General features: G+C 69.2%; 16 protein-coding genes. 8 read left to right on the plus strand and 8 right to left on the minus strand.

Going from position 1 to position 13960, the window contains the following annotated elements; all coding sequences use genetic code 11:
• Positions 1–79: 79 nt before the first annotated feature.
• Both KIK05_RS19385 and KIK05_RS19390 read left to right on the plus strand, forming a co-directional pair.
• Positions 80–625, plus strand: a complete 546-nt coding sequence (locus KIK05_RS19385; RefSeq protein ID WP_214412156.1) for a carboxymuconolactone decarboxylase family protein — start codon at positions 80–82, stop codon at positions 623–625.
• A 105-nt stretch (positions 626–730) separates the two neighbouring features.
• Positions 731–1024: a 4a-hydroxytetrahydrobiopterin dehydratase gene (locus tag KIK05_RS19390; RefSeq protein WP_214412157.1), complete on the plus strand. Its 294-nt coding sequence runs from the start codon at positions 731–733 to the stop codon at positions 1022–1024.
• 77 nt (positions 1025–1101) lie between these two features.
• On the opposite strand, the gene KIK05_RS19395 is transcribed toward KIK05_RS19390, so the two are convergent.
• A complete protein-coding gene (locus tag KIK05_RS19395) occupies positions 1102–1620 on the minus strand; it encodes a GNAT family N-acetyltransferase (RefSeq protein WP_214412158.1) in 519 nt (172 codons plus the stop codon).
• 133 nt (positions 1621–1753) lie between these two features.
• Between KIK05_RS19395 and KIK05_RS19400 the strand changes: the two genes are divergently transcribed.
• Positions 1754–2128 (plus strand): VOC family protein, encoded by a 375-nt coding sequence (locus tag KIK05_RS19400; RefSeq protein WP_250563098.1) that lies wholly within the window; start codon positions 1754–1756, stop codon positions 2126–2128.
• Between the two features lie 133 nt (positions 2129–2261).
• Here the strand turns inward: KIK05_RS19400 and KIK05_RS19405 are convergent, their stop codons facing one another.
• Entirely contained in the window at positions 2262–2831 is a 570-nt protein-coding gene (locus KIK05_RS19405; protein ID WP_214412160.1) for a hypothetical protein, read from the minus strand.
• A 556-nt stretch (positions 2832–3387) separates the two neighbouring features.
• Between KIK05_RS19405 and KIK05_RS19410 the strand changes: the two genes are divergently transcribed.
• Positions 3388–4179, plus strand: a complete 792-nt coding sequence (locus KIK05_RS19410; protein ID WP_214412161.1) for a class II aldolase/adducin family protein — start codon at positions 3388–3390, stop codon at positions 4177–4179.
• An 8-nt stretch (positions 4180–4187) separates the two neighbouring features.
• Here KIK05_RS19410 and KIK05_RS19415 read toward each other — a convergent pair whose 3' ends face one another.
• The gene (locus KIK05_RS19415; RefSeq protein WP_308250006.1) at positions 4188–5039 is read right to left on the minus strand and encodes a spermidine synthase; all 852 of its coding nucleotides are present in this window, start codon (positions 5037–5039) and stop codon (positions 4188–4190) included.
• A gap of 62 nt (positions 5040–5101) precedes the next feature.
• Here KIK05_RS19415 and KIK05_RS19420 point away from each other — a divergent pair, with 62 nt between their 5' ends.
• On the plus strand, positions 5102–6436 hold the full coding sequence (locus tag KIK05_RS19420; protein ID WP_214412162.1) for an NTF2-like N-terminal transpeptidase domain-containing protein: 1335 nt from the start codon (positions 5102–5104) through the stop codon (positions 6434–6436).
• A gap of 247 nt (positions 6437–6683) precedes the next feature.
• Here the strand turns inward: KIK05_RS19420 and KIK05_RS19425 are convergent, their stop codons facing one another.
• Complete coding sequence (locus KIK05_RS19425; RefSeq protein WP_214412163.1) at positions 6684–7145, minus strand: hypothetical protein; 462 nt, start codon at positions 7143–7145, stop codon at positions 6684–6686.
• Positions 7142–7432 carry a hypothetical protein gene (locus KIK05_RS19430; protein WP_214412164.1) on the minus strand — a complete coding sequence of 97 codons (291 nt, stop codon included), beginning with the start codon at positions 7430–7432 and terminating at the stop codon, positions 7142–7144. The genes KIK05_RS19425 and KIK05_RS19430 overlap by 4 nt, the downstream gene beginning before the upstream one ends.
• A gap of 402 nt (positions 7433–7834) precedes the next feature.
• On the opposite strand from KIK05_RS19430, the gene KIK05_RS19435 reads away from it, so the two are divergent.
• A complete protein-coding gene (locus KIK05_RS19435) occupies positions 7835–9079 on the plus strand; it encodes a helix-turn-helix domain-containing protein (RefSeq protein WP_308250024.1) in 1245 nt (414 codons plus the stop codon).
• A gap of 9 nt (positions 9080–9088) precedes the next feature.
• Here the strand turns inward: KIK05_RS19435 and KIK05_RS19440 are convergent, their stop codons facing one another.
• Positions 9089–10300: a M20 metallopeptidase family protein gene (locus KIK05_RS19440; RefSeq protein ID WP_214412166.1), complete on the minus strand. Its 1212-nt coding sequence runs from the start codon at positions 10298–10300 to the stop codon at positions 9089–9091.
• Between the two features lie 225 nt (positions 10301–10525).
• On the opposite strand from KIK05_RS19440, the gene KIK05_RS19445 reads away from it, so the two are divergent.
• Entirely contained in the window at positions 10526–11116 is a 591-nt protein-coding gene (locus KIK05_RS19445) for an HdeD family acid-resistance protein (RefSeq protein WP_250563062.1), read from the plus strand.
• A 349-nt stretch (positions 11117–11465) separates the two neighbouring features.
• Entirely contained in the window at positions 11466–12794 is a 1329-nt protein-coding gene (gene lat, locus KIK05_RS19450; RefSeq protein ID WP_214412167.1) for an L-lysine 6-transaminase, read from the plus strand.
• A gap of 262 nt (positions 12795–13056) precedes the next feature.
• Here the strand turns inward: lat and KIK05_RS19455 are convergent, their stop codons facing one another.
• Both KIK05_RS19455 and KIK05_RS19460 read right to left on the minus strand, forming a co-directional pair.
• Positions 13057–13299 carry a helix-turn-helix domain-containing protein gene (locus tag KIK05_RS19455; protein WP_214412168.1) on the minus strand — a complete coding sequence of 81 codons (243 nt, stop codon included), beginning with the start codon at positions 13297–13299 and terminating at the stop codon, positions 13057–13059.
• 178 nt (positions 13300–13477) lie between these two features.
• A complete protein-coding gene (locus KIK05_RS19460; RefSeq protein WP_214412169.1) occupies positions 13478–13903 on the minus strand; it encodes a MarR family winged helix-turn-helix transcriptional regulator in 426 nt (141 codons plus the stop codon).
• Positions 13904–13960: the final 57 nt, after the last annotated feature.

The raw sequence follows: 13960 nt of genomic DNA on the forward strand, positions 1-13960 counted from the left end.
GGGCGGCGCCCCGCCGCCCGGACCCGTTCCTTCCTCGCCCGCACGGCTCGCCGCTCCACCCCGTCAATTGGAGGACGCCATGGCGTACATCGAGTTAGGCAACGACGACCCCGGCATCAGGGGCCTGATGCGGTACCGCCCGGAGACGGCGAAGCCGCTCAACGCACTCGCCGAGGTCCTGCTCCGCGGTGACAACACCCTCTCGCGGGGGGAACGCGAGCTCATCGCGTCCTACGTCTCCACCCTCAACCAGTGCAAGTTCTGCTCGGCGTCGCACAAGGCGTTCGCCGCCGCCCAGCTGCCCGGCGGCGCCGACCTCGTCGCCCACGCCTGCGCCGACCCCGACAGCGCCGACATATCCGACAAGCTCAAGGCGCTGCTGCGCGTCGCCGCCGCGGTCCAGCAGAGCGGGCGCGCCGTGACCGAGAAGGACGTCGCCACCGCCCGCGAGGCCGGGGCCACCGACGCCGAGATCCACGACACCGTGCTGATCGCGGCGGCCTTCTGCATGTACAACCGCTACGTCGACGGCCTCGGCACCTTCGCCCCGGACGCCCCGGAGGCCTACACCCGGATGGCCGACCTCATCGTCACCCACGGCTACGGGGCGAGCCTGACGCGGTAGCACCGGCCGTCACCGGCGGACGCGCCCGCCGAGGGGAGCGGGCGCCGACCGTTCCGGCCTTTTCGGTTGGGCGACAATCAGGGCCGCGCGTGGAAAACTGATCGTATGGAGAAGCTGGACGACGCCGCGATATCCACCCGGCTCGCCGAGGTGCCCGATTGGCGGCGCGAGGGCGACGAGATCCGGCGTACGATCGAGGCCCCCGACTTCCGCACTGCCATCGCCATCGTCAACGACGTCGCGGAGCAGGCCGAGCACCTCGACCACCACCCCGACATCGACATCCGCTGGCGACGCCTGCACTTCGTCCTCACCACCCACGCCGCCGGCGGCCTCACCGACCTCGACTTCAGGCTCGCCGCCCGTATCGACGCCATAGCCGCCGACCACACCGCCTGACCACTTCCGCCGCCCGGCGGTGGGGCGGTGGTGCCGGCGCCGTCGTACGGCGGGGAGCCGCTCCTGCCCGCTTGCTCTCAGACCGGCTTCTTCCGGTCCCCGATCTCGGTGCGGTACGGACGGAAACCCCGCCGTTCGTAGTTCGGCAGGGCGTTCGGATGGTCCATCGAAGAGGTGTGCAGCCAGACGCGGCGTACCGGCTCACCGTCCGGACGCGGGAATCGCCAGGCCTGCTGGATGGCGAGGGTGAGGGCGTACCCGCCCAGTCCGCGGCCCACGTACTCCGGCGCCAGCCCGAACGTCGTGATCTCCACTTCACCGCCCGGATGGGGTTCTATGTCGACGATCCCGGCGTCATCCGTGCCGTGCTTGATCAGCCAGTACTTGCGGAGCGGATGCGAAAGCCATTCCGCCCACTCCTCCTCCGACCGCGAGGCGCTCTTCCATCCGTACGGCGCCCCGATCCGGGCCAGCATCACCGGGATCGCCGGGGAGTCCCGATCGACCCACTCCAAGCTCACGCCGTCGACGGCAGGCACCGTCCGCAGCTGTGCAGGGTCGGTCATTTCCAGATAGGTGACGATTTCTTCTTCCACGGCAGCACGTTACGACACCAGGCTGGTCTGCCAGACCTTGCTGGCAGAACTACGCTCACTCTAGGATTCGAACGCAAGTTCGTCTCAAGCCCGGCCGAGGTCGGCCGACCAGGGAGAGGTGCCCGCCGTGGAGATGAAGCTCGAACTCGTGCCGGTCCCGGTCTCGGACGTCGACCGAGCCAAGGACTTCTACGCGAACAAGCTCGGGTTCAACGTCGACCTCGACGAGCGGTTCAGTGAGAAGCTGCGCGTCGTCCAGCTGACGCCTCCGGGGTCGGCGTGCTCGATCTGCATCGGAGAGGGCATCGTCCAGACCTCGCCCGGCTCGGTCCAGGGCCTGCACCTGGTCGTCTCGGACATCCACGCCGCCCGCGCCGAGCTCGTCGAACGCGGCGTCGAGATCCAGCCTGTGGAGGAGCTGACGGCTCCGGGCAAGCCCTCCGTCGCCTACGCCCACTTCGCCGACCCCGACGGCAACACCTGGACCCTCCAGAAGCTGCCCTACTGACCAAGGCGTTCCGCCACTCGCATCGAAAGGTGACGCTCCGCGTGCGCGGAAGTAGGGAGTGCCTTAGGCTCTACGGACGCCGTTCCGGGCGGTTGTTGGAGGCCGCCCGGATGGCGTGCCGGCTTGGTGGTGTTCAGCAGCTCTTGCCAGGACCTCGTTGAACGTCCACCGGGTCTGATATCGCACTACCGGGGGGCATCGTCGGCGATATCCAACTGGATCCGCCGATGGCGCCCCCCACCGATTCCAGGTATTCGGTCAGTTCGGTGGGCAGCACCACCGACCGGATGCGGAACCAGCTGTACTGTGGCCCGTCGAGCGGAACGCTCACGTGCCACTCGTCGCCGACGATCCGTATGTCCGCGAAGAACCTGATCACGGTGTCGGGCCCGTCGATCCGCTGTACCGCGATCACCTGCCTGGCGCCGGCCCCCGCGATGCCGTGCCCTTCCACCCGCAGGCACGGGGCGGCGTCCGCGTGCGACCCCTGTTTCGGCGCGTCGATCGTTATCCGGTCGGCGCTCGACGAAGGTATCCCGACCAGTTGAAGGATCAGGGGCGTCGCCACGGCCACGACGACCGCGCTGGCGATGAGGTGGACCTGCTTCAGGGCCCCTTTCGTGACGCGTTTCCACAGCGGTGCCGGCGGGACGGGCGAAGCCCCCTCCTCGTCGTCGTCCCCGCTCGCTTCGCTCTGCACCATAGCGGATAACTCCCTCCTTTATGGGTGAATATCTCCCCCCTCGATCTTGCGCACAGCGTAGGGCATGGCGGCCTGCTGTACGAACCAAGTCGGTGTTTTCCTGAAAGATCATCTAATTGTGGCTTTGAGCTGGATAGACAGACTGGAACTGGATTCTGGAATGTTGTTCTCGCGTCCCCCTCGAGGCGTCATGTGGCGTTTTGTGGTGATTCGTCGGGTCGGCTCTGATCAGCGGTGACGCGGGCCGTGCCGGCTTCTCGTCGGGCGGTGCATCTGTCGCTGCAAATGCACGTGCAGACGTACGTGACAGCGGCGGTTCTCCGGATCGATTCACCGGAGGCGAATTCTCCGGTTAATTCGCGCCATCCAGAGAAACGGTTCGATAGGATGTTCCGACTGGGTTGAGTCTGGAAAGCCCGCTTACCAGATTGGTCACCCAACCGGGTTTTCCCCTCGGAGCCGTGGATGCCGGTGTGGACGGGTGCTTCCCGGCCGAGGGCTCCGCCGTGCATACTCATCGGTAACCGACAAAAGTTCGGCGATGAGGAGATCCCCCATGAGCCTCTCGGACCTGCGGCCCGTGCCGAAGGACCAACTGGCCTTCCGCCTTCCCCAGAAGTTCGAGGACGTCGCGGACGAGCGGCGTCACCGTCAGGAGCGGCTGGTCGCGGCACTGCGGCTGTTCGGCCGGTTCGGCTTCGAGGAAGGCGTGGCCGGGCACATCACCGCCCGCGACCCCGAACACACCGACCACTTCTGGGTCAACCCGTTCGGCATGAGCTTCAAGCACATCAAGGTGAGCAACCTGATCCTCGTGAACCACGAGGGCGAGGTGGTCGAGGGGCGCTACCACGTCAACCAGGCGGCGTTCGCGATCCACTCGATGGTCCACCAGGCCCGGCCCGACGTCGTGGCCGCCGCGCACAGCCACTCGGTGTACGGCAAGGCGCTGTCGTCACTCGGCCGACCGCTGGAGCCGCTCACCCAGGACGCCTGCGCGTTCTACGAGGACCACGGCCTGTTCGACGACTACACGGGCGTGGTCGTCGAGACCGAGGAGGGCCGCAGGATCGCCCGGGCGCTCGGCTCCCACAAGGCGGTGATCCTGCGCAACCACGGCCTGCTGACCGTCGGCGACTCGGTGGACGCCGCCGCCTGGTGGTTCATCACGATGGAGCGCTCCTGCCAGGCGCAGCTGCTCGCCAAGGCGGCCGGCCAGGTCGTGCCCATCACCCACGAGAACGCCAAGCTCACCCACGGCCAGATCGGCAACGACCTCGTGGGCTGGATCAACTTCCAGCCGCTGTACGACCAGATCACCCGCTCCGAACCCGACCTGTTCGACTGACCCCGCGGCTACTCGAACAGGTCGGGCGGCGGGACGGGCGCGAGGACCGCGTCGCCGTCCTTGATCGGAGCCGCCCCCGCGACGAACTTCTCGAGCTGCTCCTCGTAGACGCACCGCGCCTGGGTCAGCCCGCCCGCCGCCCTCCGGGTGAGGTCCTGCAGGGGCAGCGGCGCGGGCGAGGCGGCGACGATCAGGTTGCCGAACCGGCGCCCGCGCATGATGCCCGGCTCGGCCAGCAGTGCCACGTGCGGGAACGCGCGGCGTACGGTCGCGATGACGCGGCGCGCGAAGGCCAGCCCCTTGCCGTCGGCGATGTTGATCAGCAGGGTGCCGGAGGCCTTCAGGACGCGGGCGACCTCCCCCAGGTACTCGGCGGTGGCGAGCTCCAGCGGCATCGTCGCGCCGCTGAAGGCGTCCAGCACGAACAGGTCGGCCGAGTCGTCCCGCAGCTCCGCGACCCCGCTGCGCCCGTCGGCGATGCGCACCTTCAGCTTCGGCACCGACTTCAGCCGGAGCTGGTCCCGCACGAGCTGCACCAGAGCGGCGTCCGGCTCGACCACGATGTGGCGGGAGCCGGGCCGGGTCGCCGAGATGTACCGGGGGAGGGTGCACGCGCCACCGCCCACGTGGACCGCGTCCAGCGGCCCGTCCTCGATCACGTCGATCACCTCCGCCATCAGGCGGACGTACTCGAAGTCGAGGTAGGTCGGGTCGTCCAGATCGACGTACGACTGAGGGACTCCCGCCATGCTCAGCAGCCAACCGGTGGGCCGGTCAAGATCGCGCAGGAGTTCCACCTCGCCCGAGTCCACCTTGTAGCGGCCCGGCATGGGTGTCTCCTCGGACTTGCGCTTGCCCACACGGCCTCCCCTTGTTCTGGTATATCCGGAGGTGCCCTGCCCGGCACTCCTGGGAGAACCGTATGCGTCGTCGAGGACTGCTCGCTCTCGTCGTGGTGAGCGTCCTCGTCGTCGCCGCGGCACTGACCGCCCTCGCGGTGGAAGCCCGCCGGGTGTCCGGCAGCGCCGAACAGACGGCCACGGCGTACCTCGACGCGTGGGAGGGACAGAACCTCACCGAGATGCGCAAGCTGGTCGCCGCCCCGCCCGCCGACTTCATGGACCAGCACCGCCGTCTCAGCACCGACCTGCAGGTCTTGTCGATCAGGCTGACGCCGGGGAAGGTCGTACGCCGGGGTGAGCGGGCCGCGGACATGCCGTTCGAGGGGGTCAGGCAGATCGGGGAACTCGGCGAGTGGAAGTTCTCCGCCGTGCTGCACCTCGCCGTCCGGGACGGCGCCTGGAAGGTGGTCTGGACCCCCGAGACCCTCCACCCTGGTCTGGCCGCGGGGGAGCGGCTGCGCCTGGCCGAGATCTCCGTGCCCGGCACCGACCTGCTGACCCGGCAGGGGAAGCCGCTTCCGCGCGACAGCGGGGCCGAGGCGTACGTCAAGGCCCTCACCGGCAAGATCGACGAGCTCGGCGGCGCCTCGGCGGGCTGGGCCGTCGAAGCCGTCTCCCCCAACAGGGTACGGAGGCTCGTGGTGTTCCGGCGGCCCGTCGAGCGGACCTACCGCACGACGATCGACTGGTGGACGGAGGCGGCCGCGGCCCGCGCGCTGGACGGCACGGCCCTGCCCGCCGCGATCGTGGCCGTACGGCCGTCGACCGGGGAGGTGCTCGCGGTGGCCGACCGGCTGCCCGGACAGGGCGCCTTCTACACGCCGTACCCACCCGGCTCGGCGTTCAGGATCGTGACGACCGCCGCCCGGCTGTCGAACGGCGGGCTCCGCCAGGAGGCCAAGGAGTTCGGCTTCGGCAAGAGTCTGAAATCCGGCCTCGGCGGCGTGTGCGGGTCGATAGGGAAGCCCCGGGCGGGCTCGGTGGAGGCCACTCCGTTGTGCATGGCGCTCGCCGCGGCGGCCGTCCAGAACGGCACATGGCGGTCACCGCGCCTGATGTCGGAGAAAGCCGTCAAGCGCCTGGAAGGTGGCAAGCTCCCCCCGCCGAGGAAACTGGCCCCGGCGGTGGTGTCAGGCCTCCGGTCGATGATGTCGCCCCAAGGTGGGGACCGGTCGCCGTCCGGCCTCCACAAGGGGATGTCCGGCGAGCCGGGTACGGCCCGGGCCGGCTCCGGCGTCGACCACGCCTGGTACGTGGGCTACCGGGGCGACCTCGCCTTCGCCGTCTTCGTCGAACACGGCGCCACGGCCACAGCGGCCGTCCCCCTCGCAACCCGCTTCCTCGCCGCCCTGTAGAAGAGCGCGCGCTCTGGAAAATGGTGCCTTCGGCGCCGTTTTTTGAGGGCGACGCTCGCCTGGCGGGGCACTCTTCGTTGCGCGGGTGGTCGGCCGGTTGGGTTGGGTGCGGTGGCTCTTTGCTATTGCGCGAACGCCGATCTCACCCGCTCGATCCGGCGCCTTCCCACCGGCGCCGGGTCGGTGGGAGGAAGTACGGCGATATCGGCGCCGCCGTACGGCGGGTGACCGGTCGACGCAGAGGATGTCAGGCACCTCTGCCGCCGGTCTGGTCGCGTAGGGTGATTTTGCCGTCTCGGTCGCGGCGGGCCTGCAGCACAAGGGCTCCGTACTCGTAGCTGGGGTAGGGGTGGGTGTTTCCGTCGAGCCGGGCCTGCCAGACGGCGCCTTTCCCGCTGTCGTACATCCCGCCCATGGCGTCCAGCAGCCGCCTGCGCGCGGTGCCGAGGCCATCCGTTACCCCGCAGGCGCCACGACCACCACCGTCGTCGACGGCGGTCCAGACGTACAGGGTCGGCTCACCAGGACGGTCGGCGAGTCCTGGCAGGTCGCCGCTTACGGAGATTTCCCCTACGGGAGGGGAGGCGTACGGACGGCGAAGTGGAGCGTTGTGCGCGGCAGGGACCGGGTTGTTGGTGACGGTGGCCGCGGGGCGTTCATCCCTGCTCGTGCCGCCGGAGGGACCTGAGGGCTGCTCGTTCGTGTTCACGCCGACCTCACAGCCTGCCAGGCGAACGCCGTGACCAGGCCCAGTTCGGCCTCCCGCATCGATTCCCGCAGCTCTTCCACCGTGCCGGCTTCGAGCAGGATCGGTCGGGGAGCGTTCCAGAGCGCGAACGCGAAGAACCGCCGGCTGCCGATGCCGTAGGTGACCTGCCACGCCGGCTCCATCTGGTCCAACTGCGCCGCCGCGGCCCGCTTCCCCATGTCCCACCGTCGCCGTCCGACCGGCTCGACCGGCGCCCCGGCCCGATGCTTCCCGGATCCTCCGCTCATTCCGCCACCTTCTGCCGGTACGGGGACTTCGCGTGCCACGAGCAGCCCGTCGACGGTGACGTGTGGCCGGCTTGCGATCGAATCCTGATCATCCGGCTGGCTCTGCCCTGAGTCATAGGTCAGGAGGGCCTTCCTGATCGAGGGGCCCGTACGGCGTTTCCGCGCATGCGGGCCCCGTTTTCTTGTATATCACCTTTAACTTCCGGACATGGCAGCATCGCCCGAGATTCGAAAGTCGGCGCTGGATGACTTTGTGACTGGAGTTATCACCGCCGACTCCTGATCCTGCGTCGTTGACCTGCCGCCTTTGTCGCGTCACCATGGTCAGCGTCCGTGTGCGTTCAGTCACTGTTGCGTCGTCGCCGCAATGGTGTTGCCGCAACAGGAAGGGTCTTCTCCGAGGTGATAACGGGTCAGGACTTACGAATGTCACGTCTGAGCCGGGGGGTGAGCCTGGACGGACTGGCGAAGAGCACGGGCATGTCAAAAGGGCATCTCAGCCGTGTGGAGCGCGGCCAGCGGGAAGTCACCCCCGCTGTGGTCCGGAGTTACCAGGAGGCACTGGGTGTTGTCGTTGCGGCAACCCATTGTGTTGCGGCAACGAATACGGAGAGCGGCTTGCCGTCCAATATGGAAGATATGAAGCGCAGGAGCCTCCTTGGGATCATCGCGGCTGCCTCCGTTGGGGCCGCCGCGATGGAACCGCTTTCCCGGCTTTTGGATGGTTTCGAGGGCCGAGGACTGTCTCGCGTCGGTATCGCCGAGGTCCAGGCCATAGAGGCAGCCGCCGATCTCTACACCCGGATGGATCTCGCTCACGGTGGTGGCATGGCGGTAGCCATGGCCCGCGGCTCGCTGGAGTGGGGCCTTGACCTGCTCGACAAGCCGATGAACCAGCCCATCCGTGAGCGCCTGTCGTCGGCGATCGGTCTGCTGGCCGACCGCTTCGGGTGGGCGATCTACGATGCGGGCGACATGTCCACAGCGACGAAGGTTCTCGCTCTCGCGCTGGACAACTCCGCACGAGGCGCTGACCGTGATCTTCGTGCGCACGTCATGCTCGACCTGTCCACCGTCACCACGGACAGCGGCCGTCCGGCTGACGGCGTCGAGATTCTCCGCATGGCGTTGGGCGACGAGCGGGTCAGCTCCGTCGAACGCGCCAACCTTCACGCCGTCGCGGCACGGCACTGCGCCGCCGCTCACGACCGGCGAGCAGGACTACGGCATGTCGAGTTGGCCGAGGAAGCACTGAGCAGGCCTCAGCAGGCCGCAGCGCCCGAGTGGGCACGACGGATCACCGTTTCGCCCGGCCACCACGACAGTGCTCTGGGACTGGCGCTCTTCGCCCTCGATGAGGACCGCCGGGCGCACGAGCGGCTGTCGTCCGCGCTCGCTCGACTCGACACCGGACGCACACGGACCGGACTGCGCTGCCGCACCCGCCTTGCCATCCTGAACATGCGAGCGGGCGACCGGGAGGGCGGCGAGCGGGAATCACGCCGAGCGGTGCAGGACGCCATGGGTGTGCGGTCACGCCGCGTGTCGAGCGACCTGGCGACGATGGTCGAGTGTGCCCGCACTCACGGCATGGGAGAGCTGGCCGACGAACTGGCCCGATCACTGGCCCAGCAGGCGGCGGCTTGAACGAGGTGCTCACGGACTTTGGGGCGTGGGCTCCTGGGTGAGGCGGCGTTCGGCGAGTTCGGCGTACAGGGCGGCTCCGTCGGCCAGGACGGCGTCGTCGAAGGCCGCCTGCGGGGAGTGGTTGTAGGCCGCGCTGGACGGGTCGAGGTCGGCGGGGCAGGCGCCGAGGGCGAGGAACGCCGACGGCACCTCGTCGCAGATGAACGAGAAGTCCTCCGCGCCGGTGAACGGCTGGGGTGCCTTGACGAAGCGGTGCTCGTCGAACACCTCGCGCACGGTCTCACCGGCGAACTCCGCCTCGACGGCGCTGTTCACCGTGACCGGGTAGCTGACGTCGTACTTCGCGTCGACCTCCAGGCCGTGCGCGGCGGCTATGCCGTCGAGGAGCTTCAGGATGCGCTCCTGGACGCGCTCGTGCGCCGAGTGGGAGAACGAGCGTATCGTCGCCTCGAACCGGGCCTCGTCCGGGATGATGTTGTCCGCCGTGCCGGCGTGGAAGCTTCCCACGGTCACCACGACCGGGTCGAAGACGTCGAATCCCCGGGTCACCATGGTCTGCAGCGCGGTCACCATCTCGCACGCGGCCGTGATCGGATCGCGGGCCAGGTGCGGGGTCGAGCCGTGCCCGCCAGCCCCGCGCACGGTGACGAGCAGCCGGTCGGCCGCCGCCATGATGGGGCCGCTGCGGGTGACGAAGACGCCGCGCGGGAGCAGCGAGCTGATCACGTGCAGCGCGTACGCGGCCACGGGGCGCCGCCCGGACGCGTCCAGCACCCCTTCCTCGATCATGATCTTGGCGCCGCCGGCGCCCTCCTCGCCGGGCTGGAACATGAAGACGACGTCGCCGGCGAGCCGGTCGCGCCGGGCGGCGAGCAGGTGGGCGGCTCCGGCCAGCATGGTGGTGTGCAGGTCGTGCCCGCAGGCGTGCATGAGGCCCGGGGACTGCGAGACGACGGGGCCGGTGCCGCGCTCGGTCACCGGGAGCGCGTCCATGTCGCCGCGCAGCAGCACGGTGGGACCGGGGCGCGCGCCGCGCAGAACGGCGGTGACGGAGCTCAGCCGCTTACCGGTGGAGATCTCCAGCGGCAGGCCCTCCAACGCGGTGAGCACCTTCTCCTGGGTCCTCGGGAGGTCCAGTCCCAGCTCGGGTTCCCGGTGCAGCGCGTGGCGCAGCCGTACGAGCTCCTCGCTGATGTCGCGGGCGGCTTCGCGAAGGGACACCGGGCTCCACCTCCAGGTCTGGGTGCCGTTCATGTGTCGATTCACACGATATTGAGGGACTTGATGGGAGACGGCAAGTATTTGACCGTCATGTGGTCTGTTACCAGGTCCTTTCCGGAAAGGAACCGAATCGTGGGGCAGGGGGCGTACGACGGCGGCCGGGTGCCGTGCCGATGGCGCATGTCCTCCTCGTCCCGGATTCCAACCTAGGGGGATGAGGACGACATGCAAGAGCACATGCAGGCCCTGCGCCAGGAAGTGGGCCGTCACTGGTGGGTGCTCGCGATACGGGGCGTCGTCGCGATCGTGTTCGGCGTCCTGGCTCTCGCCTGGCCGCTGATCACGCTTCTCGCGCTGGTGGTCCTGTTCGGGGCCTGGGCGATCGTCAGCGGGATCTTCACGCTGATCGGCGCCTTTCGTGGCGCTCACTCGGCCGAGTTCAGGGCCTGGATGATCGTGTCCGGCGTCCTCGGGATCGTGGCGGGCCTGATCGCGTGGGCCTGGCCGGGGATCACCGCTCTCGCGCTCCTCATGCTCATCGCCGCCTACGCCGTCATCATCGGCGCTGTGGAGATCATCGCCACGGTGCGCAGGCACAGGGCCGGGGAGACCGATTGGATGTACCTCGCCAGCGGAGTGCTCGCCGTGATCTTCGGAATCCTGCTGTTCATCTGGCCCGCGAAGGGCGCACTCGCGGTCACCTGGCTGATCGGCGTCTTCGCGATCGTGTACGGCGTGTCGCTGCTGGTGCTGGCCTACCGCGTCCGCGAGATCGCCCACCGCGGCCCGGCCGGCACGGCGGCCCACGCCGTCTAGCCGCACTCTGGTCGCCATTCGGCCCGGCCGCCGAACGAGGCCCTCTCGGCGAGCGCAGCCGGCTGGGACGGCGACCCCTGACCGCCGGGCTACGCCGCGACGAGGGGCCCTTGGCGTCGGGCGCTGGAAGTCGTCACGGGCCGGTGAGGCGATCGGGCTCGCGGCCCGTCTCCCCGGCCCGGGCGGGTCGATGTGCGGCGAAGCCGGCGGGCGGGTCGCGGCGCTGTCAACCCCTGATGGGGCATAAAAAATCGCGCGGTAAGGGGATACTGCCGAAAGATATCCTATTCTGCGGCCTTGTTTCCGGGAATACTATGGCAGGGAGCGTCTGACTCTACCTGGAGGGCCCATGAGCGTGCTCGACCGTCTCTCCCGTCATCTGCTCGTCGACGGTTTCCGGCTGGAGCTCGACCTGGAACGCAGTCGTGGGTGCTGGATCGTGGACGCGGGATCGGGCCGCCGTTACCTCGACTTCTACTCCTTCTTCGCCTCGGCCCCGCTGGGGCTGAACCCCTTCGACGACGATCCGGACTTCCTGGCCCTGCTCGGCCGGGTCGCCGCCAACAAGCCGGCGAACTCCGACCTGTACACGCGCCACCTCGCCGACTTCGCCGACACCTTCGCCCGCGTGCTCGGCGACCCCGAGCTGCCTCACCTGTTCTTCGTCGAGGGCGGGGCCCTCGCCGTCGAGAACGCTCTGAAGTGCGCCTTCGACTGGAAGAGCCGCCACAACGAGCAGCACGGCCGTCCCCGCGAGCTCGGCACCAAGGTGCTGCACCTCACCAGGGCCTTCCACGGCCGCAGCGGGTACACCCTTTCCCTGACCAACACCGAGCCCGTCAAGACCGACCGCTTCCCGGTCTTCGGCTGGCCGAGGATCGACGTGCCCGCCATCCACTTCGGCGACGTCGAGGCGGCGGAGGAGAGGGCGCTGGCCCAGGCGGCCGCCGCGTTCGACCGCCACCCGCACGACATCGCCTGCTTCATCGCCGAGCCCATCCAGGGGGAGGGCGGCGACAACCACATGCGTCCCGAGTTCCTGCAGGCCGTGCAGCGCCTGTGCCACGAACGGGACGCGCTGTTCGTCATGGACGAGGTGCAGACCGGCGTCGGCCTCACCGGCACCCCGTGGGCGTACCAGCAGCTCGGCCTCGCCCCCGACATCGTGGCCTTCGCCAAGAAGGTGCAGGTCGGCGGCATCATGGCGGGGCGCAGGGTCGACGACGTCCGGGGCAACGTCTTCGAGGTCAGCGGAAGGATCAACTCCACCTGGGGTGGCGGGCTGGTGGACATGGTGCGGTCCCGCCGCATGCTGGAGATCATCGAGCGGGACGGGCTGATACCGCGGGCCGCCGCGCTCGGCGAGACCCTGCTCGCCGGACTGCGTCAGTTGGAGGACGCCTTCCCGGAGCTGGTGAGCAACGCGAGGGGCCGGGGCCTGATGTGCGCCTTCGACGTCGCCCACGGCCGGGACCGCCTGATCGCGTCCCTGCGTGACGATGAGGGCGTGCTCGTCCTGCCGTGCGGCGAACGGTCCGTACGGCTCCGTCCCGCGCTCTCGGTCACGCTGGAGGAGATCCAGATGGGTCTGACGGCCCTGTCGCGCGGTCTGTCCGCTCTCCAGGAATCCCGGGTCTCCCGCTCCGCCGAGACCTCCAAGGCCGCCCAGCCCGCCTGACCCGCCACGGACGATTTCTCCGGACGCCCGCCCATCCGACCGCCGCACGAGCGCGCCGGTCCGGCCGTACGGGGTGCTCGCCGCCGCGGCGCCGGCCGGCCGGCCGGCGTGGTGAGCCGCCGTACGCGGTGCTCGCCCTCGCGGCGCCGGGTGGGGGCCGGGCGGTCGTGGGCGGGCGGCCGGGCGGCGTGGTGAACCGCCGTACGGTGGGGGCGGCTTCGCCGTACGGTCGCGGGACCGGGGAGGAGGCGGCTGGGATGGGTCAGGAGCTCTGCTCTCCGGATGTGCCTGACCTCCACATGCCGATGGCGGTCATCCGGCAGTCGGCGCCCAGCTTGGAGTAGATGCGGTTGACGTGGTTCTTCACGGTCTTCTCGCTCAGGAACAGCCGTTGCGCGATCTCACCGTTGGAGTGACCGGTCGCGATCAGCTCCATGACCTCGGCCTCGCGTTTGCTCAGCCCTGTGTGCGCGTGCTCGTTCCATGTGGCGTCTTCGACACTCATCCGGCCTCCGGTGGCACGAATCATTGTCAGATCGCCGAGCCCCCCGCGCTGGCGGCGTAGCGGTTCTGTGCGAGCATAGCCCGCCGTTTCCGTCTTTGGGGTGCCTGCTCCACGAGAAAGACTCGCATTCAGTGGAAATGTGGGTGGAACGGCGGCGTCGGGGCCGTCCCGGGAGTGGTCATGGGACGGGGTGGGGGGCCGTGGCCGGTTCGAGGTTGCGGGTCATGCGTTCGAGGACGCTGACGGCCGTGCGGTACTCCTCCGGGGAGATGCCGGTCATGGAGAGCTCCCGGAAGGCGCCGACGCGCTGGGCGACCTCGCTCAGGTGCTCGATGCCCTGCGGGGTGAGGGTGAGCCGGGCGGGCGCGGGCCGGGTCGCCCAGCCGGCGGCGAGCACGGCGTCGATGGCGGCGGTCAGGGTGGAGGCGTCGGCGTTGGCGGCGAGGACGGCAAGGACTTCGGCGTCGGTGACATCGGGGGTGTCCTGGACGACGTTGAGGACCTGCCAGGCAAGCCGGGTGAGCCCGAATTCCTGCAGCATGTCGTTCATGTAGCGGGTGAGGGCGTGGTCGGCGCGGTTGAGCCAGTAGCCGATCGGCTTCATCGTGGGTGTTCTCCTGAGCATGGTGGCGGTCCAGGCGGACCGGATCGACGGTGCTTC

Origin of the sequence: Sphaerisporangium fuscum, from assembly GCF_018531465.1 — a bacterium.
Classification (GTDB): Bacteria; Actinomycetota; Actinomycetes; order Streptosporangiales; family Streptosporangiaceae; genus Sphaerisporangium; species Sphaerisporangium fuscum.

Coding starts and splice junctions, on each gene's coding strand:
- KIK05_RS19385 (WP_214412156.1), top strand. CDS start 80: ATGGCGTACATCGAGTTAGGCAACGACGACCCCGGCATCAGGGGCCTG.
- KIK05_RS19390 (WP_214412157.1), top strand. CDS start 731: ATGGAGAAGCTGGACGACGCCGCGATATCCACCCGGCTCGCCGAGGTG.
- KIK05_RS19400 (WP_250563098.1), top strand. CDS start 1,754: ATGAAGCTCGAACTCGTGCCGGTCCCGGTCTCGGACGTCGACCGAGCC.
- KIK05_RS19405 (WP_214412160.1), bottom strand. CDS start 2,831: ATGGTGCAGAGCGAAGCGAGCGGGGACGACGACGAGGAGGGGGCTTCG.
- KIK05_RS19410 (WP_214412161.1), top strand. CDS start 3,388: ATGAGCCTCTCGGACCTGCGGCCCGTGCCGAAGGACCAACTGGCCTTC.
- KIK05_RS19420 (WP_214412162.1), top strand. CDS start 5,102: ATGCGTCGTCGAGGACTGCTCGCTCTCGTCGTGGTGAGCGTCCTCGTC.
- KIK05_RS19430 (WP_214412164.1), bottom strand. CDS start 7,432: ATGAGCGGAGGATCCGGGAAGCATCGGGCCGGGGCGCCGGTCGAGCCG.
- KIK05_RS19445 (WP_250563062.1), top strand. CDS start 10,526: ATGCAAGAGCACATGCAGGCCCTGCGCCAGGAAGTGGGCCGTCACTGG.
- lat (WP_214412167.1), top strand. CDS start 11,466: ATGAGCGTGCTCGACCGTCTCTCCCGTCATCTGCTCGTCGACGGTTTC.
- KIK05_RS19455 (WP_214412168.1), bottom strand. CDS start 13,299: ATGAGTGTCGAAGACGCCACATGGAACGAGCACGCGCACACAGGGCTG.
- KIK05_RS19460 (WP_214412169.1), bottom strand. CDS start 13,903: ATGAAGCCGATCGGCTACTGGCTCAACCGCGCCGACCACGCCCTCACC.